General features: G+C 61.3%; 24 protein-coding genes. 11 read left to right on the top strand and 13 right to left on the bottom strand.

Annotation, left to right across the window (positions count from 1 at the left end; translation table 11 throughout):
* Positions 1-140 precede the first annotated feature (140 nt).
* Positions 141-962, top strand: a complete 822-nt coding sequence (locus tag EFR00_RS06520) for a DUF3313 domain-containing protein (protein WP_077989433.1) — start codon at positions 141-143, stop codon at positions 960-962.
* Between the two features lie 163 nt (positions 963-1,125).
* On the opposite strand, the gene EFR00_RS06515 is transcribed toward EFR00_RS06520, so the two are convergent.
* On the bottom strand, positions 1,126-1,632 hold the full coding sequence (locus EFR00_RS06515; RefSeq protein WP_009995551.1) for a BA14K family protein: 507 nt from the start codon (positions 1,630-1,632) through the stop codon (positions 1,126-1,128).
* Between the two features lie 198 nt (positions 1,633-1,830).
* Here EFR00_RS06515 and EFR00_RS33275 point away from each other — a divergent pair, with 198 nt between their 5' ends.
* Positions 1,831-2,793 carry a hypothetical protein gene (locus EFR00_RS33275; protein ID WP_208655940.1) on the top strand — a complete coding sequence of 321 codons (963 nt, stop codon included), beginning with the start codon at positions 1,831-1,833 and terminating at the stop codon, positions 2,791-2,793.
* 107 nt (positions 2,794-2,900) lie between these two features.
* On the opposite strand, the gene EFR00_RS06500 is transcribed toward EFR00_RS33275, so the two are convergent.
* From EFR00_RS06500 to EFR00_RS06490, 3 genes are all read right to left on the bottom strand, one after another.
* The gene (locus EFR00_RS06500; protein WP_038689620.1) at positions 2,901-3,116 is read right to left on the bottom strand and encodes a hypothetical protein; all 216 of its coding nucleotides are present in this window, start codon (positions 3,114-3,116) and stop codon (positions 2,901-2,903) included.
* A gap of 228 nt (positions 3,117-3,344) precedes the next feature.
* On the bottom strand, positions 3,345-3,584 hold the full coding sequence (locus tag EFR00_RS06495) for a hypothetical protein (protein ID WP_009996943.1): 240 nt from the start codon (positions 3,582-3,584) through the stop codon (positions 3,345-3,347).
* 36 nt (positions 3,585-3,620) lie between these two features.
* Complete coding sequence (locus EFR00_RS06490; protein WP_009996941.1) at positions 3,621-4,457, bottom strand: alpha/beta fold hydrolase; 837 nt, start codon at positions 4,455-4,457, stop codon at positions 3,621-3,623.
* A 561-nt stretch (positions 4,458-5,018) separates the two neighbouring features.
* Between EFR00_RS06490 and EFR00_RS06485 the strand changes: the two genes are divergently transcribed.
* Positions 5,019-5,975 (top strand): S1C family serine protease, encoded by a 957-nt coding sequence (locus EFR00_RS06485; RefSeq protein ID WP_077989377.1) that lies wholly within the window; start codon positions 5,019-5,021, stop codon positions 5,973-5,975.
* 65 nt (positions 5,976-6,040) lie between these two features.
* Here the strand turns inward: EFR00_RS06485 and dusA are convergent, their stop codons facing one another.
* From dusA to EFR00_RS06465, 4 genes are all read right to left on the bottom strand, one after another.
* Positions 6,041-7,042 (bottom strand): tRNA dihydrouridine(20/20a) synthase DusA, encoded by a 1,002-nt coding sequence (gene dusA, locus EFR00_RS06480; protein WP_009996937.1) that lies wholly within the window; start codon positions 7,040-7,042, stop codon positions 6,041-6,043.
* 176 nt (positions 7,043-7,218) lie between these two features.
* Positions 7,219-7,431: a cold-shock protein gene (locus EFR00_RS06475; RefSeq protein ID WP_003540801.1), complete on the bottom strand. Its 213-nt coding sequence runs from the start codon at positions 7,429-7,431 to the stop codon at positions 7,219-7,221.
* A 500-nt stretch (positions 7,432-7,931) separates the two neighbouring features.
* The gene (locus EFR00_RS06470; RefSeq protein ID WP_009996933.1) at positions 7,932-8,399 is read right to left on the bottom strand and encodes a DUF3828 domain-containing protein; all 468 of its coding nucleotides are present in this window, start codon (positions 8,397-8,399) and stop codon (positions 7,932-7,934) included.
* Between the two features lie 191 nt (positions 8,400-8,590).
* Positions 8,591-11,380, bottom strand: coding sequence for a metal-binding protein (locus EFR00_RS06465; RefSeq protein WP_077989376.1), 2,790 nt, complete (start codon positions 11,378-11,380; stop codon positions 8,591-8,593).
* Positions 11,381-11,788: 408 nt separating this feature from the next.
* Here EFR00_RS06465 and EFR00_RS06460 point away from each other — a divergent pair, with 408 nt between their 5' ends.
* On the top strand, positions 11,789-12,511 hold the full coding sequence (locus EFR00_RS06460; protein WP_009994454.1) for an SOS response-associated peptidase: 723 nt from the start codon (positions 11,789-11,791) through the stop codon (positions 12,509-12,511).
* Between the two features lie 119 nt (positions 12,512-12,630).
* On the top strand, positions 12,631-13,332 hold the full coding sequence (locus EFR00_RS33270; RefSeq protein WP_086156246.1) for a hypothetical protein: 702 nt from the start codon (positions 12,631-12,633) through the stop codon (positions 13,330-13,332).
* Between the two features lie 8 nt (positions 13,333-13,340).
* Here EFR00_RS33270 and EFR00_RS06450 read toward each other — a convergent pair whose 3' ends face one another.
* Together EFR00_RS06450 and uvrB are read right to left on the bottom strand one after the other, a co-directional pair.
* A complete protein-coding gene (locus tag EFR00_RS06450; RefSeq protein WP_077989375.1) occupies positions 13,341-13,727 on the bottom strand; it encodes a GNAT family N-acetyltransferase in 387 nt (128 codons plus the stop codon).
* 325 nt (positions 13,728-14,052) lie between these two features.
* A complete protein-coding gene (gene uvrB / locus EFR00_RS06445) occupies positions 14,053-17,079 on the bottom strand; it encodes an excinuclease ABC subunit UvrB (protein ID WP_077989374.1) in 3,027 nt (1,008 codons plus the stop codon).
* A 224-nt stretch (positions 17,080-17,303) separates the two neighbouring features.
* Between uvrB and EFR00_RS06440 the strand changes: the two genes are divergently transcribed.
* The 3 genes from EFR00_RS06440 (at position 17,304) to EFR00_RS06430 (ending at position 18,686) form a co-directional block, all read left to right on the top strand.
* Positions 17,304-17,645: a lipoprotein gene (locus EFR00_RS06440; protein ID WP_077989373.1), complete on the top strand. Its 342-nt coding sequence runs from the start codon at positions 17,304-17,306 to the stop codon at positions 17,643-17,645.
* 213 nt (positions 17,646-17,858) lie between these two features.
* Positions 17,859-18,152, top strand: a complete 294-nt coding sequence (locus EFR00_RS06435) for a DUF982 domain-containing protein (RefSeq protein WP_342588541.1) — start codon at positions 17,859-17,861, stop codon at positions 18,150-18,152.
* A gap of 144 nt (positions 18,153-18,296) precedes the next feature.
* On the top strand, positions 18,297-18,686 hold the full coding sequence (locus EFR00_RS06430; RefSeq protein WP_077989371.1) for a hypothetical protein: 390 nt from the start codon (positions 18,297-18,299) through the stop codon (positions 18,684-18,686).
* 60 nt (positions 18,687-18,746) lie between these two features.
* Here EFR00_RS06430 and EFR00_RS06425 read toward each other — a convergent pair whose 3' ends face one another.
* From EFR00_RS06425 to EFR00_RS06415, 3 genes are all read right to left on the bottom strand, one after another.
* The gene (locus EFR00_RS06425) at positions 18,747-18,929 is read right to left on the bottom strand and encodes a hypothetical protein (RefSeq protein WP_086156245.1); all 183 of its coding nucleotides are present in this window, start codon (positions 18,927-18,929) and stop codon (positions 18,747-18,749) included.
* 7 nt (positions 18,930-18,936) lie between these two features.
* The gene (locus EFR00_RS06420; protein ID WP_077989370.1) at positions 18,937-19,389 is read right to left on the bottom strand and encodes a DUF805 domain-containing protein; all 453 of its coding nucleotides are present in this window, start codon (positions 19,387-19,389) and stop codon (positions 18,937-18,939) included.
* A gap of 161 nt (positions 19,390-19,550) precedes the next feature.
* On the bottom strand, positions 19,551-20,318 hold the full coding sequence (locus EFR00_RS06415; RefSeq protein WP_077989432.1) for an adenylate/guanylate cyclase domain-containing protein: 768 nt from the start codon (positions 20,316-20,318) through the stop codon (positions 19,551-19,553).
* A 278-nt stretch (positions 20,319-20,596) separates the two neighbouring features.
* Between EFR00_RS06415 and EFR00_RS06410 the strand changes: the two genes are divergently transcribed.
* The 3 genes from EFR00_RS06410 (at position 20,597) to EFR00_RS06400 (ending at position 22,535) form a co-directional block, all read left to right on the top strand.
* The gene (locus EFR00_RS06410) at positions 20,597-21,385 is read left to right on the top strand and encodes a DUF899 domain-containing protein (protein WP_077989369.1); all 789 of its coding nucleotides are present in this window, start codon (positions 20,597-20,599) and stop codon (positions 21,383-21,385) included.
* Between the two features lie 104 nt (positions 21,386-21,489).
* Complete coding sequence (locus EFR00_RS06405; RefSeq protein WP_077989368.1) at positions 21,490-21,855, top strand: DUF4087 domain-containing protein; 366 nt, start codon at positions 21,490-21,492, stop codon at positions 21,853-21,855.
* 119 nt (positions 21,856-21,974) lie between these two features.
* On the top strand, positions 21,975-22,535 hold the full coding sequence (locus tag EFR00_RS06400; RefSeq protein WP_009996731.1) for a NuoB/complex I 20 kDa subunit family protein: 561 nt from the start codon (positions 21,975-21,977) through the stop codon (positions 22,533-22,535).
* The last annotated feature ends 85 nt before the right edge of the window (positions 22,536-22,620 follow it).

Raw genomic sequence — 22,620 nt, 5'->3', positions numbered from 1 at the left:
CCGGCAGCCGATGCTGCCGGAAACGATGTAATGCTGCGGCAATTCTTCGCCGCCAATTTCCCCGCACATTATCGGCGACGGAGGCCATCAGAGTGCGCAGAAATCTTTTTACTTCATCTTTTTCAAAGGCTTCGAAAGCCGTGTCCCTCGCATTGCCGCTGGCGCTGACCGTGGCTGCGGTCGGGTGCAGCTCGGTCCCGCTCAAGGAGAGCGGCACACTCTCCACTTATTCCAATCTCGGCGCGCCGAAGGGCAAGCTTTCGAAATCACGCGCCTATGTCGATGGCCTCAGTCTCGCCCCGATCAAGACGGTCGCCATCGAGCCGACGCGGTTCGGCTTCGCTGCGGCAAGCCGGATCAAATCGCCGGCCGACCGCGCGATGGTCGCCAACGCGCTTGACCGGGCGCTCTGCATCTCCCTGAGCGACAGATACCAGATGGTGGCAGCAGGCGAGAGCGCGGACCTGACGATCCGCTCGATGGTCACCGACATCGTGCCGACCAACAAGACCATGGCGGGCGTTTCCACCGTCGTGACCGTCGGGACGGGCTTTGCGCTGCCGGTCGGCGTGCCGCGCCTGCCGGTAGGGCTCGGCGGGCTGGCAGTGGAAGCCGAGGCGGTCGACAAATCGGGCGCACAGCGGGCGGCGATGGTCTGGGCGCGCGGGGCAAATTCGCTTCAGAACAATCCGCGCGTTTCCGAGGTGGGTGACGCCTACGGCCTGGCTTCGAAGTTCAGCAGCGAATTCTCCCGCATGCTGATCGCAGGCAAGGAGCGGAAGGGATTGGACCTTTCGCTTCCCTCCCGCCAGCGGATGAAATCCTGGCTCGGCGGCAAGCCGAAATACGTCGCCTGCGATGCCTTCGGCCGCGAGCCCGGGCTGGTCGGCGCCGTCGCCGCCAAATACGGCGCGCCGCCGCAATGGACGGAGAAGAAGCCGAAGGCGGCCGTCGCTTATTGACCGTGCTCAGCCAACCCCGAGGCTGGGCGGACGGGACGGACGGAGCCGGGACCGAAAAGCCGTGCTCCGTCCGTCTTTTGCGTTCGGGTGTTCTCTCAAACGAGTGACAACAAAAAGCCCCGCATCTTTATGCGGGGCTTGCTCTGGAACAGGGGTGACAAAATTACCGGCACTGACGGCGCGGGCCGTAGTTCGGCTGGTAGGTGTTGTCATAGGCGCGATACGACCGATAGCGGGCGTAGCAATATTCGGCATGAGAGCTATAGCCACGCGAACTATAGGCGCGGGGTTGCGAGGCGATGATGCCGCCGATCAGGGCGCCGGCCGCCAGGCCGCCGATAATGGCGCCGGTGTTGTCGTGGTGGCGCCGCCATCTGCGATCATAGCGGCGATGCCCGTAGCGGTCGCCACGATAGTAGTCTCGGTCGCGATAGTAGCTGCGGTCACGATAGTAACGGCGATCGCTGTAATGTCTGCGCCTGTCACCATAGCGCGAGCAGACGATCGAGAATCTGCTGCAGCCGACAGTCATGATCCGGGCATCGTTATCCGCCGGCGCCGGCTGGGCCGCCGATTGTACCGGCCTCGGCACGAAAACCGGGCCTGCCGAAGCCGGCGTTCCGGAGAAAGCCGTCGCTATCGACAGGGCAATGATGGCGAATTTGTTCATTTCATTCACCTTGGATAGACGGATGTATAAGGGGATAACGCTAGGGAAGGGTTTTAGTTTCATTCTGGGAATGATGAAGGCATTTCTCGCAGAAATATTCGGCAGGAAGTTCAAATTGAAAGCAGTTGCTCAATGAGATCTTCATGGGCTTGCTGGTTCAATCCTGATGCAACGGCACTCCAGTGCGGAAGGATTATCATGCGGCTCTGCAGGCTTCTCGGCGTTCTCTGTCTCTCCACGACAGTGGCGCTTTCACCTCTTACCATATTTTCTACCGATCTCTCGCCGGCGTTCGCCAAGGGCGGCAACGGAGGCGGCGGCGGTAACGGCGGAGGAGGAGGCGGAAGCGGCGGAGGAGGCGGTGGCGGCAATAGCGGTGGCGGAGGCAGCCATGGCGGCGGGAGCGGCAGCGGCAACAGCGGCAGCCACGGTGGCGGTCGCAGCAACAGCGGCGGCAGCGGAAAGAGCGCGACCCACTCCAGCGGCAAGTCCGAAAGTGGCCGTAGCGCCAAGAGCGCCGGCAAATCGGTCCAGACCGGCCAGGCCGGCAAGGCGAAGTCGGCCAAGCAGACCGTCAGCACGAAGGGCTCGGCCAAGAAGACGACCATCGCCTCGGCGCCTGCGGCAAAGCCCGCGAAGAAGCCGGCGGCCGAGCTCGCCGGTCTCAATTCGCTCAAACGCAACTTCCATGCCCTGATGAATACGGCTGACCCGCGCATGGCGGCGATCTCGGCATTCGCCACCGCCTATGCGCAGTACGAACTGACCAAGGGGGCTGCCCCGCCGGCCGACGATCCCGCTCTTGGCGACGCCGCGCTGGCGGCCGCGCTTGCTTCCGCCACCAAGACCGGCACGGTCAGCCCTGAGGCCTTAAGCTGGGCAAAGGATACGCTTGGCATCGGCACGGCGGTCGGCAAGATTGACCAGATGCGGGAGACCATGGCGGCGCAAGCCCCAGCGGAAACCCCAGCAGCGGGAACCGAAACCGAGACCAGCGAAGCGGTCGACAGCACCGAGACGACAGATCCTGCCGTGACTGCGGAAACGCCGGCAGCCGACACGGGCAGCTCGGAAGAGGTAGCGGGAGCGATCGAATCCACGTCGGCCATCGATCCGACTGAAACCTCGGCGGCCACGAGCACGGAAACCAGCGGCCTCTGATAACGTCAGCAGGGGTCATGGGAAAACGTGCATCCTATCTCGCTCGTAACGAGGAAGGTCAGGGGCGCGAAGAAGAGGGGAGGCCGGGCATGGCATGACTTGCCCGGTCAGCCTCGTTTCCCGCCGGCAAGCAGGCGAAGCTGGGTCTCGTCATGCACACCCTGCCGATATAGCTCGATGATGAGGGCGCCGAGACGATCGGCTTCCGCGCCTGATCTGTCGATATTGAGCCCGCTGCAAAGAGCTTCATGCACACGCCTGCAGACAGCGAGGTCTTCCGAGGCGAGCGGTTCGTCACGCGTGCTGAACAGCTTGTCTGACATCGCAGTCTGCCCTTTTTCGATGCCGTGAATCGCTATTGCGAAAAAAGATAATTTCGCAGGCCTTGCTCTGCAAGATGGGCGAACGTCTGAATTGAAAAAGCAGCGCAACGCTTCAAGATGCTGCAGTGCCATGTGCGCGTCCCCAAAAAAGCGCGGCGTTGGAAACAGGGCACGCGGAGACGCAGGCGAGGGCATGGAGATGCGCTGGTCGACGGCATCAGAATAGGCCTACCTCGCCGCCGGATCCTTGCCGCCCTGCTGCGATAAGCGCAGTTCTTTCAGCCGCTTGGTCTTTTCCCGGCGGGCCCGCTGCTCCGCCTCGATGGTTTCTTTGGCGGCTCGCTCGGTATTTTCAAAACGATCCTGCCGGTAAGCCTTTGATGAGGGTTCACGTTCTCTTTTCATGGCCGCTAAACGCAAATCGGCGAAAACGGTTTCATGCGAAAGCCGTTTTACCGGAAACGGCATGGCCCGCGGGCGCCTCCAGCGCCCGCCGGCCTAGCGTCAGCCCTTGATGAAGGCGAGGATGTCGGGGTTCACGATATCGGCGTGGGTGGTGCACAAGCCGTGCGGGAGTTTCTCGTACACCTTGAGCGTGGCGTTCTGCAGCAGCTTGGACGAGAGCAGGGCGGAGTCGGCGATCGGCACGATCTGGTCGTCATCGCCATGCATGACGAGGGTCGGCACGGTGATGATCTTCAGATCCTCGGTGAAGTCGGTTTCCGAGAACACCTTGATGCCGTCGTAATGCGCCTTGGCGCCGCCCATCATGCCCTGGCGCCACCAATTGTTGATGACCGGTTCCGACACTTTCGCGCCCGGCCGGTTGAAGCCGTAGAACGGGCCGGCCGGCAGGTCGTGGTAGAACTGCGAGCGATTGGCGGCGAGCTGCTGGCGCAGGCCGTCGAAAACTTCGATCGGCAGCCCGCCGGGATTGGCATCCGTCTTGACCATGAGCGGCGGCACGGCGCCGATAATGACGAGCTTGGCAACGCGGCCCTGCGGCTGGCCGTGGCGGGCGACATAATGGGTCGCTTCGCCGCCGCCGGTGGAATGGCCGACGTGGACGGTGTTCCTAAGATCGAGATGCTCGACGACGGCTGAGGCATCGGCGGCGTAATGATCCATGTCGTGACCGTCGCCGACCTGGGTGGAGCGGCCGTGGCCGCGCCGATCATGGGCGACGACGCGGTAGCCCTTCTCGAGGAAGAACAGCATCTGAGTATCCCAGTCGTCAGCGCTCAGCGGCCAGCCGTGGTGGAACATGATCGGCTGGGCGTTCTTCGGCCCCCAGTCCTTGTAGAAAATCTCGACGCCGTCCTTGGTTGTGACTGTGCTCATGTCATGACTCCTTGATTGGGTGGATTGAACTAGACAGACAGTTGCAGGCGTGATCGGCAAGGCCCGGGAGGGTCGTTACGCCAGGGGCCGGAGAACCGCGCCTGCGGGGGTTAAAATTGGCAAGATAATGAAGTGCTTATTGAGCACATCATTGTATTTCATTGATATGACAGCGGTTTGATAGGCTAGTCTTCATGCCGGGTGCCCATCCTTCCAGGCCGCGGCAGCAGGACATGGCGCGCCTTGCCTGCTGCTTCGCGCTGCGAATATTCCTTTTGATACCCCGCATCTCGGTTGCGGAATGCGCCGAGATACGGGCTGATAATGAGCCATTTTATTTCCATTCGTTCAATCTATCTGTCGCGGTAGTTCGATTTATCCTTCCGGCTAGGTTCGCCTTCCCTCCTGTTGCGCCGGGATGCAAGCTCCGCTGGCGCTCACTTGAACGCGGATCGACGCCCAACCATCTAATTCTCTCGAACAGCGCCATGGCCAACGATCGCAATCGCGATTGCTTTGCCGGCGGCGGGACGGCCGTTGCTGCCGCCAGAGGATCAGATCATGGGTTTCATGGACAAGGACATCGCGCCCGGGGATGACGTGGCGCTGATCGATGCCTATTCGCAATCGATCGCAGCCGCAGTCGACAGGGTTGGGCCGGCGGTCAGCCGGATCGAGCGGGTGGGAGGCCGGCAGGGGCATGGGTCGGGTTTTGCCGTTTCGCCCGATGGCCTGATCATCACCAACAGCCATGTCGTCGGCGACGCCAAGCTCGTCCGCATCACCACGCCGGACGAATTCATCACCGAGGGACGTGTGCTCGGCCGCGATATCGATACCGATATCGCTCTTGTTCGGGCCAATGCGAGCACCGGAGCCTGGGCGAGGCTCGGCGACTCGCAGCGCCTTCGCCGGGGGCATATTGCGATCGCGATCGGAAACCCGCTTGGCTTCGAATGGACGGTCACTGCAGGCATCGTCTCGGCGCTCGGCCGCTCGATGCGGGCGGCAAGCGGCAGGCTGATGGAGGATGTCATTCAGACCGACGCGGCGCTTAATCCCGGCAACTCCGGTGGGCCGCTGGTGTCTTCGGGCGGCGAGGTCATCGGCGTCAACACCGCCGTGATCCAGGGCGTGCAGAGCATTGCCTTTGCCGTGGCATCGAATACGGCCAATTTCGTCGTTTCGGAAATCCTCCGCTACGGCCAGGTCCGACGGGCCTTCATCGGTATTTCAGGCGACACGATCGTGCTGCCGCGCCGGGTTGCGCTGGCAGCGGGCACGCTGCAGACGACCTCCGTTCGCATCCGGCGTGTCGAGCCGGAAGGGCCGGCGGCAAAGGGCGGGCTGCAGGAGGGCGATTACATTCTCGCCATCGACGCAAGCCCGGTCGGCGGCGTCGACGATATTGTCAGGCTGATGGACGGCAGCCGGATCGGCAGAGAAACGGAAATCCTGGTGTTCTCCGTGGCCGGCCGGATCGAAAAGAAGATCTTGCTGCCGATGGCGCGGTCATAAGCCGTGGCAGAGTTCGTAACACAAGGTAAGTACATTCGACGTGGCGACGAACACATAACCTTACGTCAGGCGCTGACCGCTTCCTGTTCCGTCCCGGAAAAATCCACCGCCGCGAAGGCCGCCGCCAGCACCTCCGGTCCGGCGCCGGTTTTTGCCGCGTCGGTGGAGAGAATCTGGCGGTAGCGCCGGGCACCGGGCAGGCCGGTGAAAAGGCCGACCATGTGGCGGGCCACGTGCTGCAGCCGTCCGCCGGCGGCGATATGGCGCTCGGCATAGGTCATCATCCGCTCACAGAGCGCCGGCCAGTCGGGTTCTGCCGCCGGCGCCCCGAAGAAGCGGTGGTCGACGTCGGCAAGCACCGCCGCATTCTGGTAGGCTGCCCGGCCGAGCATGACGCCGTCGACATGGGCGAGGTGGCTCGCGGCCTCGTCGAGCGTGCGGATGCCGCCGTTGATGCCGATGAAGACGTCGGGCCAGCGCTGTTTCATCCGGTAGGCGATCTCGTAGTCGAGCGGCGGGATCTCGCGATTCTCCTTCGGACTCAGGCCTTTCAGCCAGGCTTTGCGCGCATGGATCCAGATCGCGTCGGCGCCGGCATCGAGAACGCGCGTGATAAGCGCGGGCAGGGCCTCTTCCGGCTCCTGCTCATCGACGCCGATGCGGCATTTCACCGTCACCGGCGCGGTCGCGACCGCCTTCATCGCCGCGACGCATGCGGCCACCGTCTCCGGCGTCAGCATCAGGCAGGCGCCGAAGGTGCCCGATTGCACGCGGTCGGAGGGGCAGCCGACATTGAGGTTGATCTCGTCATAGCCATAGGGTTCGGCGATTTTCACCGCCTCGGCAAGCTTGCCCGGATCCGATCCGCCGAGCTGCAGCGCCAGCGGATGTTCCGCCACGTCATGGCCGAGCAGCCGCTCGCGCGGGCCGTGGATGATCGCATCGGCGACCACCATCTCGGTATAGAGCAGCGCCTGGCGGCTGATCTGGCGGTGGAAATAGCGGCAATGCCGATCCGTCCAGTCGATCATCGGGGCGACCGCAAAAATCGGCCTTTTCTGCATCATCGAGGTTTTCTTGTTCCTTGTCGCAGGCGGCAGGGCGCTGCACCTGCAGCCCGCCGGCGGGTTATCATAAAAGGCGCATATAACACTTGCCGGTGCGATCGACAAATTCGCAAGCGCAAACGAAAACGGCGCCCCTTGCGGAGCGCCGTTCATGCCGCAGAAAGCGGATATATGACTTACGAAGCCGAGATGTTGACGGCCTTCGGGCCCTTGCCCATGCGGTCCGGCTCGGTGTCGAAGGTAACCTGCTGGCCTTCGCGCAGCGACTGGATGCCAGAAGCCTGCAGCGCGGAAATGTGGACGAAAACGTCCTTTGCGCCGCCGTCCGGCGTGATGAAACCAAAACCCTTGTCCTGGTTGAAGAATTTTACGGTGCCTTTGGTGGCCATTGGGATCGTCCTTTTCCCTTAGTCTGTCTAGTATCCGCGCCCCCGAGGGGAAGCGGACGGCTTTAGCTTTCGCCCCGAATCGATGGGACGAAGGGTCAGTCGGAGAAGTCACGTACGGGGAAAGAACGTCTACGCAGGCGGGTATTCCCGCGTCTCCTTCCGTAACGGAAGGGATTGCCACATCAGTCCAGTCACCGGCATGCTAATGCCCGAGTAGGTGGATTGGTGCCATCTTTTCGGTCAAAAGGCAAGCGACATTATTGTGGCATGCCGTTTGCCGTGACAGGAAATCCCGAAGATTCAGATACTTGACGAAAAGTTGGCAAATCCTTGCATGGCTGTGCCATGGCGGGATCGGCGTGCCGAAACGGAACGAGGCAGTGCGCAACAACCTTGCATTGCTCTTTGCTCGCGCTCGGTGCATGCGCTCTCTTTGCTCACGTGACTGGCACGCCCCTGCTGACGGGCGGAAGAGGGCAGCGCGTTGGGACTGTCGCCGCCTACTGCGCATCCCCCAACAGTGCGGTCAGGCTCCAGGGAGAATCGCCTTTCTGATTGGCGATGTCATCGACCTTCCAGCCGCCGCGTTCGCGCACCAGGGTATAGAAGAGCGTCACCTCTTCGCCGTTTTCGAACTGCACTTCCACCTCGGCCTTGTCGTCCAGCAGGATCGGCTGGCCGATCCGGACGTTGCTCGCTTCGCCGTCCTGGCCTGCAATGACAGGATCGAAATCGACCGCGCCGACATCACCCTCCGGCGTGTTGTCGAGATCGGCCTGGAGAAGCTTGTTCAGGTGGTCGGAAAAGAAGATCGAATAGGGCGAGGGCGCCTCGGCGTCGCTTCTGTCGGTGTCGTAGTTGTAAAGCGCCTTGAGCAGCGCTTTCGGCGTCTTGTAGGTCTCCGCCAAGGCGGGCAGGGCGGCGAAGACCGAAATGGCGAGGGCGAGGATGAATGTGGGCAGACGCATGCGGCTCTCCTCGGGTGGGTGGAGAATCATAGCCGAAATCGGCGTCGACGTGGAGCGGCATTTTCGCAGGGTGTCCGCATGGCCGCCGGCCTCGCCGGTTTTGGGTGGCCCCCGCGACGACCGGCGGAAGAGTCTCACCGGTGGGGCTTGCAAGACTGCTAGCCCCACCGGTGTTGAGGCAAACTGTCGTGCTAGATCAGCGCCTCATGCCCCAGGCTCGATGACATCGGCTCGAAGACGTCCTTCACGGCGAGCGTGAAGTCGTGGCTGGTGACGTTGCCGGCCGCGTCATAGGCTTCGGCGGTGAAGGTCAGGCTGTGGGTGCTTTCGTAGTCGATCGCCGCCTTGGTCTGGATCTTGTTGCCGACCAGCTTGAAGATGCCGTCGGCATTATCGGTCAGCCGCCACTTGACCACGCCGCCTTCCGGGTCAACGGCCGAGAGCAGGCCGACCGAAGTGCCGATCGCGACATTCTCGGAGATCGAGCTGCGCGAGAAGGCGAGCTTGATCGGCGCCTGGTTGGCCGGGGCCTCGTTGACGTCGAGGACGTTGATGGTGATGTCCTTCTCGACCGTGACCTTGCCGTCGGAGACCGCCACCTTGATCGTGTGGGACTTCGCCGTCTCGTAGTCCAGCTCCTTCGAGGTGACGATGCGATTGCCCTTCAGGCGGAAATGATCGCCGGCGCCGTCGATGAGCGTGTAGGTGAGGGCGTCACCATCGGCGTCCTTGGCGCTGAGCAGGCCGACCGTCGTCCAGATCGGCGTATCCTCGGAGAGGGAGGTTTTCGAGAGCTGGATAATGGTCGGTGCGGTATTGTTAGGTTTGAATGTCTCCGTTGCGAAATCGTAGACGCCATCGGCAAACTGCGCGAATTCAACATCTGTCAGCGTGTCCGTTCCGTCCTCGGCGCTGGTCAGGATGTGGTCGCCGTTGTTCACCGCCAGGGAATAGTTGGCGAAATTGCCGGAAAAGATCGCCGTGTCGATGCCGGTGCCGCCGATCAATCTGTCATCGCCGGTTCGGCCGTTGAAGATGTCGTTGCCGCCGCTGCCATCGAAAATATCGTTGCCGTCGGTGCCGAAGAACTCGTCTGCACCGCCGCCGGTCTTGACGTCGATGCCGGAGGTCACGCTGTAAATGTTAGTCGCACGGTTTGCCAGCTCGTCGGAGAGATCGGCATGGCTGCCGTCCGTCAGTACCAGGGAGACGACGTAATTCTCGTAATCCGGTTGGTCGTAGATAACAATCTTGTCGAAGCTCTCGAACTGCGTGGCGGAGCCGACCACGCTGGCGCTTCGGGTTTCAAGGGTCTCGAAGTTCCGGATGGTCAATCCTTCAAGATTGTAGGCTTGCAGCGTATCGATGCCGGCTCCGCCTTCGACTACTCCAGAATTCCCTACGTTGAGAGCGTTCTCCAGGCTAACAATATCTCTGCCGTCGCCGGCATCGATATCGAAAACTTCCCTATCGATGTAAAAGGCACCGTCGACGATAATATCGTCGCCCGCCCCGCCTTTAATCACGTCATCGCCGATATCACCATAAATTTGGTCCTCGCCTTCGCCTCCAACCAGTATGTCGTCCCCGGCGTAACCATAGATGATGTCGTTCCCGGCTCTGCCGTCGAAAGTATCGTTGCCGTCGGTGCCAGTCAGTTGGTCGTCGCCGCTACCTGTTGTGACATCGATGCCGAAGGCGGTGCCGGTGATGGAGACGTCGAGGCTCGCCAACTCGTCGGAGAGGTCGGCATGCGCACTGTCTGCCAATATCAGCGAACGGTGAATGATCTTATCGAAGCTTTCGAATTGCGCTGCCGACCCGGCGATGTCTGGCCCTGCACCAAGAATTTCGAAGTTTCGGATCGTCAGGCCGATCAGATTGGTGGCTTCCAGCGTATCGGTGCCGGCGCCTCCATCGACCGTTCCTGAATCATTGAGGAAGTTTGAGCTCTGCAGGTACACCGCGTCATCGCCGTCACCTGCATCTATGTCGAAGACTTCAGCGTCGGAGGAATCGTAAATCGAATCGTTGCCGACACCGCCTCTGATGACATCGCTGCCAGCGTCGCCTAGGAGGTGGTCGTCGCCGTCTCCTCCAATCAGCACATCATTTCCGACATCGCCACTAAGCCAGTCATTCCCAGCGCTACCGTCGAAAGTGTCGTTGCCATTAGTGCCAGCTAACAGGTCGTCTCCGCCGCCCGTTTTGACGTCGATGCCGGGGGCGGCCCCGCTGATCCTCACAGAGCGGTTTTCCAGTTCGTCGGCGAGATCGGCATGCGCACTGCCTGTCAATGTTAGGTCGACGCCAGCGCTCTCCGTGCCATCCAGATAGACGATCTTGTCGAAGCCTTCGAACTGCGCGGCCGAGCCGGCAACGGTCGCACCCGTCGTTTCAAGTGTCTCGACATTCTTTATCGTCAGGCCGCCAAGCTTGTAAGCTCGCAATACGTCAGCGCCACCACCGCCATCAATTAATCCAGAATAAACAGCGGCACCGCCTTGCAAACTCACTTTATCGTTGCCATCGCCTGCATCGATATCGAAATCCTCCGTAGTGATACTAAAACCATCATTGTCAGTGATCGTATCATCACCCGCTCCGCTGCGGATGACATCGTTTCCAGTGCCTCCGGAGATCTGGTCGTTACCTTCACCACCAGTCAATACGTCATTTCCCGCTCCACCTTTGATCGCATCGCTACCGGCGCCGCCGTTCAGCGTGTCCGCGCCGTCGCCGCCGGAGATGGTGTCGTTGCCGGCGCCCGTCGTGATCGTGTTGTCGCCGCTCGAGCCGTTCACGGCCGCCGAGACTGAGCCCAACTCGCCGGCCAGATCTGCGGCCGAGGAATCGGAGACAGTGAGAGAGACAGGTGCGGAAGGATTGGCTGCGGAGTCGCGGATAACGTCATAAGCTTCGAACTCGGCGCCGGTCTTGGTGACTGTGGCGCCGTTGGTGTCCAGTATATTCAAGGCCATATCTAAAATTACCCCCAGTAGATGCGTTGTACTTCGAAAACTCAGAAATCCGCGGAAAAACTCGTTAACTGGTTCGGCGCAGGACAACCCCACGGGGATCTATGCCAATCATTAATGATGTTTTCAATGAAAAATTGTGATTTTTTCTTGGTTTTTTAACGAAAAACCAAGGCTGAAATACTGGAGGTTAACTTTGAATTTGCAAACCAAAAGTCGTATTTTAGTCTTTTAATTTATACTCCTTCGTGACTTATATAATTCGCGCTCTAGGTGTCAGCATAGCGGTTCAATAAGACCGGCAATCGGCCTGCCGGGCATTCCGGCAAGTGCACAACTGAAGCTTTGTTGACCGGACGGGGTTCCGGAACATAATCAGAACATCCAATATTCTAACGGCAGCGAGGGAGCATGTGCGGACGCATTTTCGTCAAGACATCGCTTGAAGAACTGATCAGCAATTTTCCCTTTGCTGTGAAGGGCGGAGATATCGATGGGCTTGGGAATCGCTTTCCCCGTTGGAACGGCGCGCCGTCGCAGGATTATCCTATTATCATCCGGGACATTGTGCGCGAACCCGATACGTCAGGTCCTATGTTCGTGGTGGCGCGCTGGGGCCTGATGCCCGCCTGGGCCAAGCCCGGCGGCCGCCCGCCGCCGGCCAATATTCGCTGCGAAGGCATCAGCTCCAACGGTATGTCGCGTGCTGCATACCGCTCGCGCCGCTGCCTGGTGCCGATCAACGGCTTCTTCGAATGGAAGGACATTCACGGCACCGGCAGGAACAAACAGCCCTATGCCATCGCCATGAAGGACGGCTCGGCCTTCGCGCTCGCCGGCATCTGGGAGACCTGGAAGGACGAAGAGGGCGTATCCATCCGCAACTTCGCCATCGTCACCTGCGCGCCGAACGAGATGATGGCGGAGATTCACGATCGCATGCCTGTCATCCTGCATCGCGAGGACTACGAGCGGTGGCTGTCCCCCGAGCCGGATCCTTACGATCTCATGAAGCCTTTCCCGGCGGAACTGATGGTGATGTGGAAGATCGGCCGGGATGTCGGTTCGCCGAAGAACGACAGGCCCGACCTCATTGAAGAGGTCGAGGACGATTCCGAGCCGACGCTGATCTAGGGTACTTCCGGCAAGCCGCGGCGGTCTTGCGTCCGGAATTGCTCCGATGTCACCGGCTCGGGCGGGAGCCATTCACGAAACCATGCGGCAAACACATCCTCACGAGGAGAGGACAACGCATGCAAGACGACATCGGAACGCTCCTGCGGTCGTTCCTCAACAATGCCCTTCGCAGACAGTCTCAGCGCCGCATTCGGGATTTCGGCGGCTATCAAATCGGCAAGCGCCGCAACCTGCATGTCATCGAACCGATCGCGCGGGATACGGCGGAATTTCTCTGCACCTATCTCTGCATCAGCCTGCGCGGCGGCGAAGCGGCAAGCAAGGAAGGCGTCGCCTCCGCCATCGCCGCGGCCTTGAGGAATGTCTCCGACGAGCTTGCCTTCAAGCTGACCCGGCACAGTGACGAGGCGTGGACAACCCTCTGTCATTCTGTGGCGGAGTTTCTGGAAGGCTGCCTGCAAATCGACCATAGGCCCTATGACGGCTCCCTGACCGCGCAATCGGACTTTAACGGCTGGAAGAGCTGGGAGTTGATCACCAGCGGCGAGAAGCCGAAGGGCCAATGGCGCCACGCCTGGAAGGAAAAGCCCGGTGACGATTTCATCGGCTTTGACGGCAATGCCTGCATGGGACGGATCTTCAAGATCGACCTGATGGATTCAAGTGAGCGCTGGTATTGGCTGATCGCGGCCGACGGAAGCCCCCGGCGCGGCTGGCCGGCGGCGGGGTATGAAGCGAGCGCGAGGAGTGCGGCCTGTCGAGTAGAGCGGATTTATTTTGCGCTGGCGAAGGGCGAGGAGAGGATGGGTTTTCGGTGAGCAGGAGGCTAGGCCAGCTTGATGAGGCCGGCTTCGGTTGGCCGGAAACCGCAGGCGCGATAGAAGGAAGTCAGATGCGGCTCGAAATCGACATGCAGCCATTCGGCGCCGCGCTCGCGGGCAATCCGCGTGGCTTCCCTGACCAGCTGCGTGGCGATGCCTTGCCGGCGCATGTCGGGGTGAACGCAGGTATCGAGAAGGAAGGCATGAATGCCGCCATCCCAGGCGATATTGACGAAGCCGACGAGCCTGTTGTCGTGATAGGCGCCGATATGGGCGAGGCTGCGGGGCAGGATGCGTGAGAAGTCAGGCGCGGTGGCAGTGTTCCAGGCGGCGGACCAGAGTGTGGTGAGTTCGGCGGACGAGGGGAAGGGGTCGATGCGCAGGTCGGGCATGGTGGGACCGGATTGTCTGTGGCGGCGCTTGCTAGGTTTTTCTGCCGATTGCGGTCACTTCGCAATAGGTTTCATCGCTGCGGCGGGGCAAATTCCTCTGTGCCTTGACACGAGGCCGGCCCCGCTATCCTCCGTCATTCCTGTGCTTGTCACAGGAATCCAGCCACGGCGCGTCCGCGCCGTGAATGACTCTCTTACTAAAAAGGGAGTCTCCCGCGCCCAAGGACTTGGGCGCACTGGATTCCTGTGACAAGCACAGGAATGACGGAGGAGAGTGGGGCGGCGACCGAGGGAGGCGCTGCCGGTCTTTCAGGAGCATTGAAGTTCACCGCCCCGGCCGCCCGGTCTTCCCCTTCGTCCGCCCCTTGCGCTTCTGCTCGCCCGGCTCCTCATAGCTCCCGGCGCCGACGCGCCCTCGCACTACAGGCCGTACGCCGTCATCGCGCTCCGGCTGTCCTTCCAGCAGCGGCGAAAAGTGCTTCGTGCTCTTTGATGCATCCGGCTTTTCCGGCACCCGACCGATCACCGGCTTCTCCGTGCGGCCGACCGTCATCTCGTCGAGGTCGTTCTTGCGGAAGAGGCTCTTGCCGGCGGGGGTGGTCGGGTCGCGGCCCATTTCGTCGAGGTCGGGTTTGCGGAATAGGGGCGTGGTCGTGTCGGTGCCCGGGCCCATGTCGTCGAGGGAGGGGCGCGAGAAGTAGGAGGGTGTGGCCCCCTCATCCGCCCTGCGGGCACCGACCGGGGTCGAGCCGCTTGTCTCGACCCGTCCTCCGGACCCCCGTTGGGGAGAAGGGGACTTGCCGCGGGCCTTTCCTTCCATTGCCTTCGATTCTTCGCGTGCCATCGGGTCGTCCATGACCGCCAGCTCGGCGGCCTTGAGGCGTTTGATTTCGTCGCGGAGGCGGGCGGCTTTTTCGAAGTCGAGGTCGGCGGCGGCGTCGCGCATGCTTTTTTCGAGCGCGTTGAGATGGGCCTGCAGGTTGTTGCCGACGAGGTTGCCGCCGTCGGCGAAGCCTTTGCCGGAGACGCCGGAGATATCGGCGCGGACGTGGTCGCGTTCGTAGACGCTATCGAGGATGTCGGAAATCTTAGCCTTGACCGATTCCGGCGTGATGCCGTTTTCGAGGTTATAGGCCATCTGCTTTTCGCGGCGGCGGGCGGTCTCGTCCATGGCGCGCTGCATCGAGCCGGTGACTTGGTCGGCGTAGAGGATGACCTTGCCGTCGACGTTACGCGCGGCGCGGCCAATGGTCTGGATCAGTGAGGTCTCCGAGCGCAGAAAACCTTCCTTGTCGGCGTCGAGGATGGCGACGAAGCCGCATTCGGGAATGTCGAGGCCCTCGCGCAAGAGGTTGATGCCGACGAGTACGTCGAAGGCGCCGAGGCGCAGATCGCGGATGATCTCGATACGCTCCAGCGTATCGATATCGGAGTGCATGTAGCGCACGCGCACGCCCTGTTCATGCAGATATTCGGTCAGGTCCTCGGCCATGCGCTTGGTCAACACGGTGCACAGCGTGCGGTAGCCCTTGGCGGCGGTCTCGCGGATCTCGCCGAGCACGTCGTCGACCTGGGTGCGGGCCGAGCGAACCTCGACGGGCGGGTCGATCAGGCCTGTCGGGCGGATCACCTGTTCGGCGAAGACGCCGCCGGACTGTTCCATCTCCCAGCTGCCCGGCGTTGCGGAGACGGCGATGGTGTCGGGGCGCATGGCGTCCCATTCCTCGAAGCGCAGCGGCCGGTTGTCCATGCAGGAGGGCAGGCGGAAGCCGTATTCGGCCAGCGTCGCCTTGCGGCGGAAGTCGCCGCGATACATGCCGCCGATCTGCGGCACGGTGACATGGCTTTCGTCGATGAAGACGAGGGCATTGTCGGGAATGTATTCGAACAGCGTCGGCGGCGGGTCGCCGGGGTCGCGGCCGGTGAGATAACGCGAATAGTTCTCGATGCCCTGGCAGGAGCCGGTGGCTTCGAGCATCTCGATATCGTAGCGAGTGCGCTGCTCCAGGCGCTGGGCTTCCAGCAGGCGGCCGGCCTTTTCCAGCTCGGCGAGACGAAGCCGAAGCTCCTCCTTGATCGACTTGATGGCGCCGTTCAACGTCGGGCGCGGCGTGACATAGTGCGAATTGGCGTAGATCTTCACCGATTTCAGGTCGCCGACTTTCTGGCCGGTCAGCGGATCGAACTCGGTGATGGCGTCGATCTCGTCGCCGAACATCGAGATGCGCCAGGCGGCATCCTCCAAGTGGGCGGGGAAGAGCTCGATCGTATCGCCGCGCACCCGGAAGGAGCCACGCGTGAAATCCATGTCCCGGCGCTTGTATTGCTGGGCGACGAGGTCGGCTAGCAGCTGGCGCTGGTCCAGCCGGTCGCCGACCGACATCTGGAAGGTCATCGCCGTATATGTCTCGACCGAGCCGATACCGTAGATGCAGGAGACCGAGGCGACGATGATGCAGTCGTCGCGTTCGAGCAGCGAGCGCGTCGCCGAGTGGCGCATGCGGTCGATCTGCTCGTTGATCGAGCTTTCCTTCTCGATATAGGTGTCGGAGCGCGGCACATAGGCTTCCGGCTGGTAATAATCATAGTAGGAAACGAAATATTCCACCGCATTGTCGGGGAAGAAGTTCTTGAATTCGGAATAGAGCTGGGCGGCCAGCGTCTTGTTCGGCGCCAGGATGACCGCCGGGCGCTGCGTCGCCTCGATCACCTTGGCCATGGTGAAGGTCTTGCCGGAGCCGGTGACGCCGAGCAGCACCTGGCTGCGGTCGCCATTCTCCAAGCCCTCGACGAGATCGCGGATGGCGGTCGGCTGGTCGCCGGCCGGCTCATAATCCGACTTCATCAGGATGCGGATGCCGCCTTCGGACTTGTCGGGGCGGGCAGGGCGGTGCGGCGTCCAGATCTTGCCGTTCTTGTGCAGCGGATTGCCGCTCTCGATCAGCTTCGACAGCGCCTCGACCGTGGCGGTGACGCCGCCGGGCGCGATATTGCCGGCATCCTCCAGCGAGATATCGAGGCCGGCGACCGGGTTGAGGCCGGCGGCGGCGCGGGTCTTCGGATCGCTGGAACCGCCGATGGAAACGCCGCGTGCGGTCTTGCCCACCGTCGCCTTCTTGTTGACGCTGACGGCTTCCGAATGCTTGCGCGCCTGGTTTTCCACGGCCTTGCGATGCTTGCCGGCCTTGGAGGCGATATCACGCTGGCTCTCGACGCCCGATGCTTCCGCATCTGCCTCGAGCTGCTTCACCCAATCGGCAACGGAACCGGAGAGCGGGGCGCCTTCAAAGGACGATTGCGGAGCTTCCTCGAAGCCATTCGGGGCGGGGGATTTCTTCGGAGATTTGGCCATGGCGGGAATATGGAGAGAGTCAGCGCGAAAGGGAAGAGGGAAAGGGTACAAAAGGGAAACGAATGAATCGTTCGGGATGGTGGATAATGTTGGCGCGGAATGTTGGTGAAGCGCCTGCGTTTAAGGTTTGCGCGGGTGATTAAAAAGTCTGTGGTTGAAGAGTAGGCCACCTCCCGCATTGCGAGCGGTGATGTTACAGCTGCTGCGGGAATAGGGGACCATTCATGAAAAAGATCATTATCGCATTCGTGGCGACGGCGACACTTGCCGGCTGCGCCAAACGTCCTGACGCCATCGTGCAGGTCGATATTCCAATGGCGGCTTATACGAACCTCAGCTGCGAAGCTCTTGCTGCCGAACTCAAGAAGGAGCGGGGCAAGCTGGACGACTTGTCGAAGCAGCAGATCAGCGCGGCGAACGGCGATGCTTTCGGCGTCTTTCTCGTCGGCGTCCCGATCGGCAGCGTTGCCGGAGGAGACAAGGAAGGCGAAATTGCTGCATCGAAAGGCAAGGTTTCAGCCATGCAATCCGCCGGCATGAGCAAAGGCTGCAAGCTGCCAGGTTGATGGCAAGGCGCGCGCAGGGTGGCGCCGTCATGCCGGCGCCCTCGCATTGTCCTTCGAAGACCGGCCTTAGGCTTCGGCGCCTTAGCAACCGTGCTCCTTGCAACCATCCCGCCGGCACACCTTCTGCAGACTGATACCACCTGACCTGCAGTGGAACCGTGATCGGCCTTCCGCAGTTAGTTCGCTGTCCACTCAGCTGCAGGTGCTAATGCCATTAACGACCATTCCGCCTTCTGGAAGAAACCGATTTCGATCGATCTTGATACCGGCGAACGGCTGGTTCTCCGCTCACCGCAGGACGCGCTTTATGCGCTGGTCTCCGACTGGCCGGTCAATGGCGGCGTGCATCAGCAGAGAGCGATCGATTTCTGCCGCGCCTGGCTAGCGGGCCGCATGCCGGCCGAAACGGTGCGGCAAGCTTTTATCCTTGCGGCGCTGGAGGCCGGGGTACCAATCGTCGATGATGAGGATGGGACCGCAAGTTCCGGTTCAAATCCTCCGGTATAAGCCGAGCGGCGCACATCTCGCGGTTATGCTGTCACCTGCTCAGAATAAATAATGTTTATTTTCGTGCATTGCAAATATTGTTCCCGCTGTGTTTGTAGGAATGCGCAGCGGTTATTTTACTGCGATTCTTGGAGATCCACCTGAATGAGAATAAAAGTCCTTGCTTGCGCTGCCCTGCTGATGCTGGCCGGCTGCAACGCCCCTGTGTCGCAATCCGTTGCAGATTCCCAGCGGCCTCCCTCGAACGAAGTCCGGCAGAACTTCATCAACATCGTGTTCAAGAGAAGTTATCGACACGAAGCGGGAGAAGTGGTTTGGGCCCGGATTTCAAGCGTGGTGCTGCTTGATCCCGAGAAGAAGATCTATGCTTACTGTGTGCGCGTGGTGCCAAAGCGCAGCTGGGGAGACTGGGCCTATCTCGGTGTCTCCTACACGGACAGCCAGATCCTGGGCGCGACGGCGAATGACAATCGCTGCAAAGACAAGCGGCTGCGTTACTACTCGTTTCCTGAGTTGACCGGCATGAAGACATGACGAAAGAGACGAGGTTTAATCGCGATAAGCGCTGTTTTACGGCTAGGCTATGCCTGGATATTAGAAGCGACCGCGGATGCAGCCATGCGGCACGGCTGCACCCGTCATTGCTGCAATGATGCCAAGCAGCGCCGGCACAGCAAAGCCAAGCTCTAAACCCGCGAACCGTCCTCCCTCCCACAGCGTCATTGCCTCGTGCAGACGATCGGGTTCCGCGCAACCAGAACCGCCGAAGGTCGCCACGGTCCCCTCAGAATGCGTGCGCCCTGGAATCCGCCACAGCCGGCGCTCTGCAATACCAGGCGATGACGACAATCGTTCCGATGGGAACCAACAGCGCAACCAACTGGAACCAGCCGCTGCGGTTGATGTCGTGAAGTCGGCGGGTGGCCATGGCGATTGACGGGAGGAACACCGCCAGCGACCAAATTCCCGCCAATGCTCCGGTTGGCTCGATAAGGTACAAAGCGATGTCGACGAGAACGACGAAGAGCGTCGAAAACCAGAATTCCGATCGGCTCGCTCTGCCGGTGAAATCCACATATTTCCTGAAAAAGCTGCTGATCGCCTGGCCGAAACCCATCGCCTGCGGCAGGTCACCGAAGCGGTTCGGCCCGGCCGCCGGCTTTCTGAAGGCGAGGAACAGCCCCACACTCAGCGGGACCACGATGATCAACCAGTGAAACAGAGAAAAACTGCCCATGAGAAACCCCAGCTGTTAAAACGGCTTAGAGATAAGCGATGTTTGTTTCCGGAGGATTAACCGGCTGGTAATCGAATATGTTTCGCAATCACAGCGTGAGAAACTGCGGCTGCCATGTTGGCGGCGGGATGATGCTTTGAGCAGGCCGCAATCGCCGTCGCTCAGTGCTTGACAAGTACACGTGCCTGCACCGGCTGCTCGATGCCCTTCAGGGCCAGCATGCGGGTTTCGGCGCCTGCCGCGAGGTCGGGGGCCTTCGCGGCCGTTTCCGCCGAGATCAGGATCTCGCCGGCGGCGGCCTGGGATTCCAACCTCGCGGCTTGATTGACGACGCCGCCGATGGCGGTGAAATCGCTGCGGAAGCTGGAGAATTCGCCGATCTGCACCTCGCCGGAATGGATGCCGACGCCGACGCCGAGGGTGCGGCCGGGCAGGGCTTCGAGCGCCAAGCCATTCAGCGCCGCGGTGCAGTTTCGCTGGATCTCCTGGGCGGCCAGGATCGCGGCGCCGGCGTGATCCTTCCTCACAATGGGAAAATTGAAGATTGCCATCAGGCCGTCGCCCATCTGCTTGTTGACGATGCCGTCATGTGCCCAGATCGCCTGGGCGCAGCGATCCTGGAACAGGCTGACGATCTCGCTCAGCTGTACCGCCTCGATGCGCTCCGACAAATCCGTATATCCTCGGATATCGGCAAACAGGATGGTGGCGTCGACGGTGATCTGGCGCTGCTTTTTGACATATTGGAAGGATCGTTCGCAGATCGTGCAGATATCGGGGTTCATCTTGCTGCGAGTGATGCCCAAGGCGCGGAAGGGCAAGGCGAGCGGGCCGCCGATGGGGATCGGCATGTGCATCTGGTCCCAGCAGCCGCGGCAGATCCTGGCGCTGCCGTGCCTGACTGGCTCCCTGGAAGTGGATTCTGTCATCATCTCGCGTAGTCCGTCCACAATAGCCGGCATCAAGCTTCCTTCAGTTGGTGGCTTTTGGCAATTCATCCATTTGGCTCGGGAGCACCTCCTTGTCCCGAGCGATGATTGCCCGAACTTCTCCCCCGCCGTTGCTGCAACGGCGGCGGTGGAAATTCGGTCACACTTGTTACTCCCGCTGTTCGATTTCCGATGCGAAACTATGTCCGATCAATGCGCACAGAACCGCGGATCGATGATGAGGCGCGGCAATTCGCCCGAACGAGGAGATTAATGCGATGACTGCAACAGCCGAGAATGGAAAGGGCGGACAGCCCATGCAGAAACCCGCGGTAGTATCGCCCGAAGCCTGGGAGGCGGCGCGCAAGCAGCTGCTGGTGAAGGAGAAGGCGCAAACCCGCGCCCGCGACGCGCTTGCCGCCGAGCGGCGGCGCATGCCGTGGATGGCGGTGGAGAAGACATATGTCTTCGAAGCACCTGAGGGCAGGGTGAGTCTGCTCGATCTGTTCGAGGGCCGGCATCAGTTGATCGTCTACCGCGCCTTCTACGAGCCCGGCGTCTTCGGCTGGCCTGACGACGCCTGCCGCGGCTGTTCGATGGTGGCCGATCAGGTCGCCCATATCGCCCATCTCAACGCCCGCGACACGACGCTGGTCTTTGCCTCGCGCGCGCCGCAGGCCGAGATCGCGCGGCTGAAGGCGCGGATGGGCTGGAGCATGCCGTGGGTGACCATCACCGACAGCTTCGACAAGGATTTCGGCGTCGACGAATGGCACGGCACCAATGTGTTCTACCGCGACGGCGAACGCATCTTCCGCACCTATTTCGTCAACAATCGCGGCGACGAACAGATGGGCGGTACCTGGAACTATCTCGACATCACGCCGCTCGGCCGGCAGGAGGTCTGGGAGGACTCGCCTGAGGGCTATCCGCAGACGCCGACCTACAAATGGTGGAACTGGCACGACAGCTACGTTCCGAATGCGGCGCCCGACAAGACATGGGTCGAGGTCTCCGACGCCGGCGAAGCGGCGTTCCGGGCCGAGAGCGCAAACGAGAAGCCTTGAGCGAAATCCGCCGGGGCCGCTGGTGGACCTCCTCCCCGAGAACGGCCGGCAAGCGGTTGCCTTGCCGGCCGCAGCCCATGCATAGTGGCGACGCGGAGGGGCCGATGACCAGATTGCATGCGCTTGTTATGATGATGCTTCTCGTGCCCGCCGCAGCACAGGCGGAAAAGCGCTGCGGCTGGCTGGACAATCCGGCAACAGCGACGTGGTCGCTTAACGACGCAAACGGCGGCTGGATCATCATGGAGAACGGCAGCGGCTACAAGGCCGAGGGAATGAATCATATTCCAGATCTGACGACCGGCGAATATGTCTACACCCATGCCGTCCATGGCTATGCCTGCGCCTGCATGGACGTCGACACGGATGGCGAGGGGGGCATTACCCGCATTCGTTCCGTGCGGCAATTGCCGCTGTCCCGATGCCGGACCGATCCCGCCCTCGGCTGGTTTCTCGATAAGGATCCGTGAGGGGGCAAGGGGTTCCACATTGGAAATCGCCAGGTGCGCGTGCGGTATCGTACACGGCCCGTCGGCGTCGGAACTTTGGCGTCTTCAGCCAGTTTGAGGCCGGCTCACGGGAGAAGACGATGGCGCCATTGACGCAGCCTCACTCAGCACCGGCGAATTTCCAGTTTCCCGGCGAACAGCGGCAGGGCGACCCGATGATGGGGACAATTAATGCCGAGCTCGCCGACAAAGGCTTCCTGGTCACCAGCACCGACGAACTCATCACCTGGGCGCGCACCGGATCGCTGATGTGGATGACCTTTGGCCTTGCCTGCTGCGCCATCGAGATGATGCAGATGTCCATGCCCCGTTACGACATAGAGCGTTTCGGCGTCGCTCCGCGGGGCAGTCCGAGGCAATCTGACCTGATGATCGTGGCGGGCACCCTGTGCAACAAGATGGCGCCGGCGCTTCGCAAGGTTTACGACCAGATGCCGGAGCCGCGATACGTCATTTCCATGGGCTCCTGCGCCAACGGCGGAGGCTATTACCACTATTCCTATTCAGTGGTGCGCGGCTGCGACCGGATCGTGCCGGTCGATATTTACGTGCCCGGCTGTCCGCCCACGGCCGAAGCGCTGCTCTACGGCATCCTGCTTTTGCAGCGGAAAATCCGTCGCAACGGCAGCATCGAGCGGTAGCGGCCGATGATCTTGGTGAATTGGTTACCTTTTTCAAAGACAGGCCGGGCTGTATAGGAAACTTTCGAGCGGGAGTTGCGTTGAT

Source organism: Rhizobium sophoriradicis (assembly GCF_003939025.1).
In the GTDB taxonomy this organism is placed as follows: domain Bacteria; phylum Pseudomonadota; class Alphaproteobacteria; order Rhizobiales; family Rhizobiaceae; genus Rhizobium; species Rhizobium sophoriradicis.
Note: the sequence above shows the minus strand (reverse complement) of the source record. Positions and strands in the feature narration are given on the sequence as shown.

Excerpts from the sequence above, each read along its gene's own strand:
- EFR00_RS06490 (WP_009996941.1), bottom strand. The coding sequence starts at position 4,457 with ATGAGCACAGTCACAACCAAGGACGGCGTCGAGATTTTCTACAAGGAC.
- EFR00_RS06485 (WP_077989377.1), top strand. The coding sequence starts at position 5,019 with ATGGGTTTCATGGACAAGGACATCGCGCCCGGGGATGACGTGGCGCTG.
- EFR00_RS06475 (WP_003540801.1), bottom strand. The coding sequence starts at position 7,431 with ATGGCCACCAAAGGCACCGTAAAATTCTTCAACCAGGACAAGGGTTTT.
- EFR00_RS06410 (WP_077989369.1), top strand. The coding sequence starts at position 20,597 with ATGACTGCAACAGCCGAGAATGGAAAGGGCGGACAGCCCATGCAGAAA.
- uvrB (WP_077989374.1), bottom strand. The coding sequence starts at position 17,079 with ATGGCCAAATCTCCGAAGAAATCCCCCGCCCCGAATGGCTTCGAGGAA.
- EFR00_RS06495 (WP_009996943.1), bottom strand. The coding sequence starts at position 3,584 with ATGCCGTTTCCGGTAAAACGGCTTTCGCATGAAACCGTTTTCGCCGAT.
- EFR00_RS06465 (WP_077989376.1), bottom strand. The coding sequence starts at position 11,380 with ATGGCCTTGAATATACTGGACACCAACGGCGCCACAGTCACCAAGACC.
- EFR00_RS06515 (WP_009995551.1), bottom strand. The coding sequence starts at position 1,632 with ATGAACAAATTCGCCATCATTGCCCTGTCGATAGCGACGGCTTTCTCC.
- EFR00_RS33275 (WP_208655940.1), top strand. The coding sequence starts at position 1,831 with ATGCGGCTCTGCAGGCTTCTCGGCGTTCTCTGTCTCTCCACGACAGTG.
- EFR00_RS06405 (WP_077989368.1), top strand. The coding sequence starts at position 21,490 with ATGACCAGATTGCATGCGCTTGTTATGATGATGCTTCTCGTGCCCGCC.
- EFR00_RS06450 (WP_077989375.1), bottom strand. The coding sequence starts at position 13,727 with ATGCCCGACCTGCGCATCGACCCCTTCCCCTCGTCCGCCGAACTCACC.
- EFR00_RS06470 (WP_009996933.1), bottom strand. The coding sequence starts at position 8,399 with ATGCGTCTGCCCACATTCATCCTCGCCCTCGCCATTTCGGTCTTCGCC.
- EFR00_RS06460 (WP_009994454.1), top strand. The coding sequence starts at position 11,789 with ATGTGCGGACGCATTTTCGTCAAGACATCGCTTGAAGAACTGATCAGC.
- EFR00_RS06440 (WP_077989373.1), top strand. The coding sequence starts at position 17,304 with ATGAAAAAGATCATTATCGCATTCGTGGCGACGGCGACACTTGCCGGC.
- EFR00_RS33270 (WP_086156246.1), top strand. The coding sequence starts at position 12,631 with ATGCAAGACGACATCGGAACGCTCCTGCGGTCGTTCCTCAACAATGCC.
- EFR00_RS06415 (WP_077989432.1), bottom strand. The coding sequence starts at position 20,318 with ATGACAGAATCCACTTCCAGGGAGCCAGTCAGGCACGGCAGCGCCAGG.
- EFR00_RS06500 (WP_038689620.1), bottom strand. The coding sequence starts at position 3,116 with ATGTCAGACAAGCTGTTCAGCACGCGTGACGAACCGCTCGCCTCGGAA.
- EFR00_RS06430 (WP_077989371.1), top strand. The coding sequence starts at position 18,297 with ATGAGAATAAAAGTCCTTGCTTGCGCTGCCCTGCTGATGCTGGCCGGC.
- dusA (WP_009996937.1), bottom strand. The coding sequence starts at position 7,042 with ATGATGCAGAAAAGGCCGATTTTTGCGGTCGCCCCGATGATCGACTGG.
- EFR00_RS06400 (WP_009996731.1), top strand. The coding sequence starts at position 21,975 with ATGGCGCCATTGACGCAGCCTCACTCAGCACCGGCGAATTTCCAGTTT.
- EFR00_RS06420 (WP_077989370.1), bottom strand. The coding sequence starts at position 19,389 with ATGGGCAGTTTTTCTCTGTTTCACTGGTTGATCATCGTGGTCCCGCTG.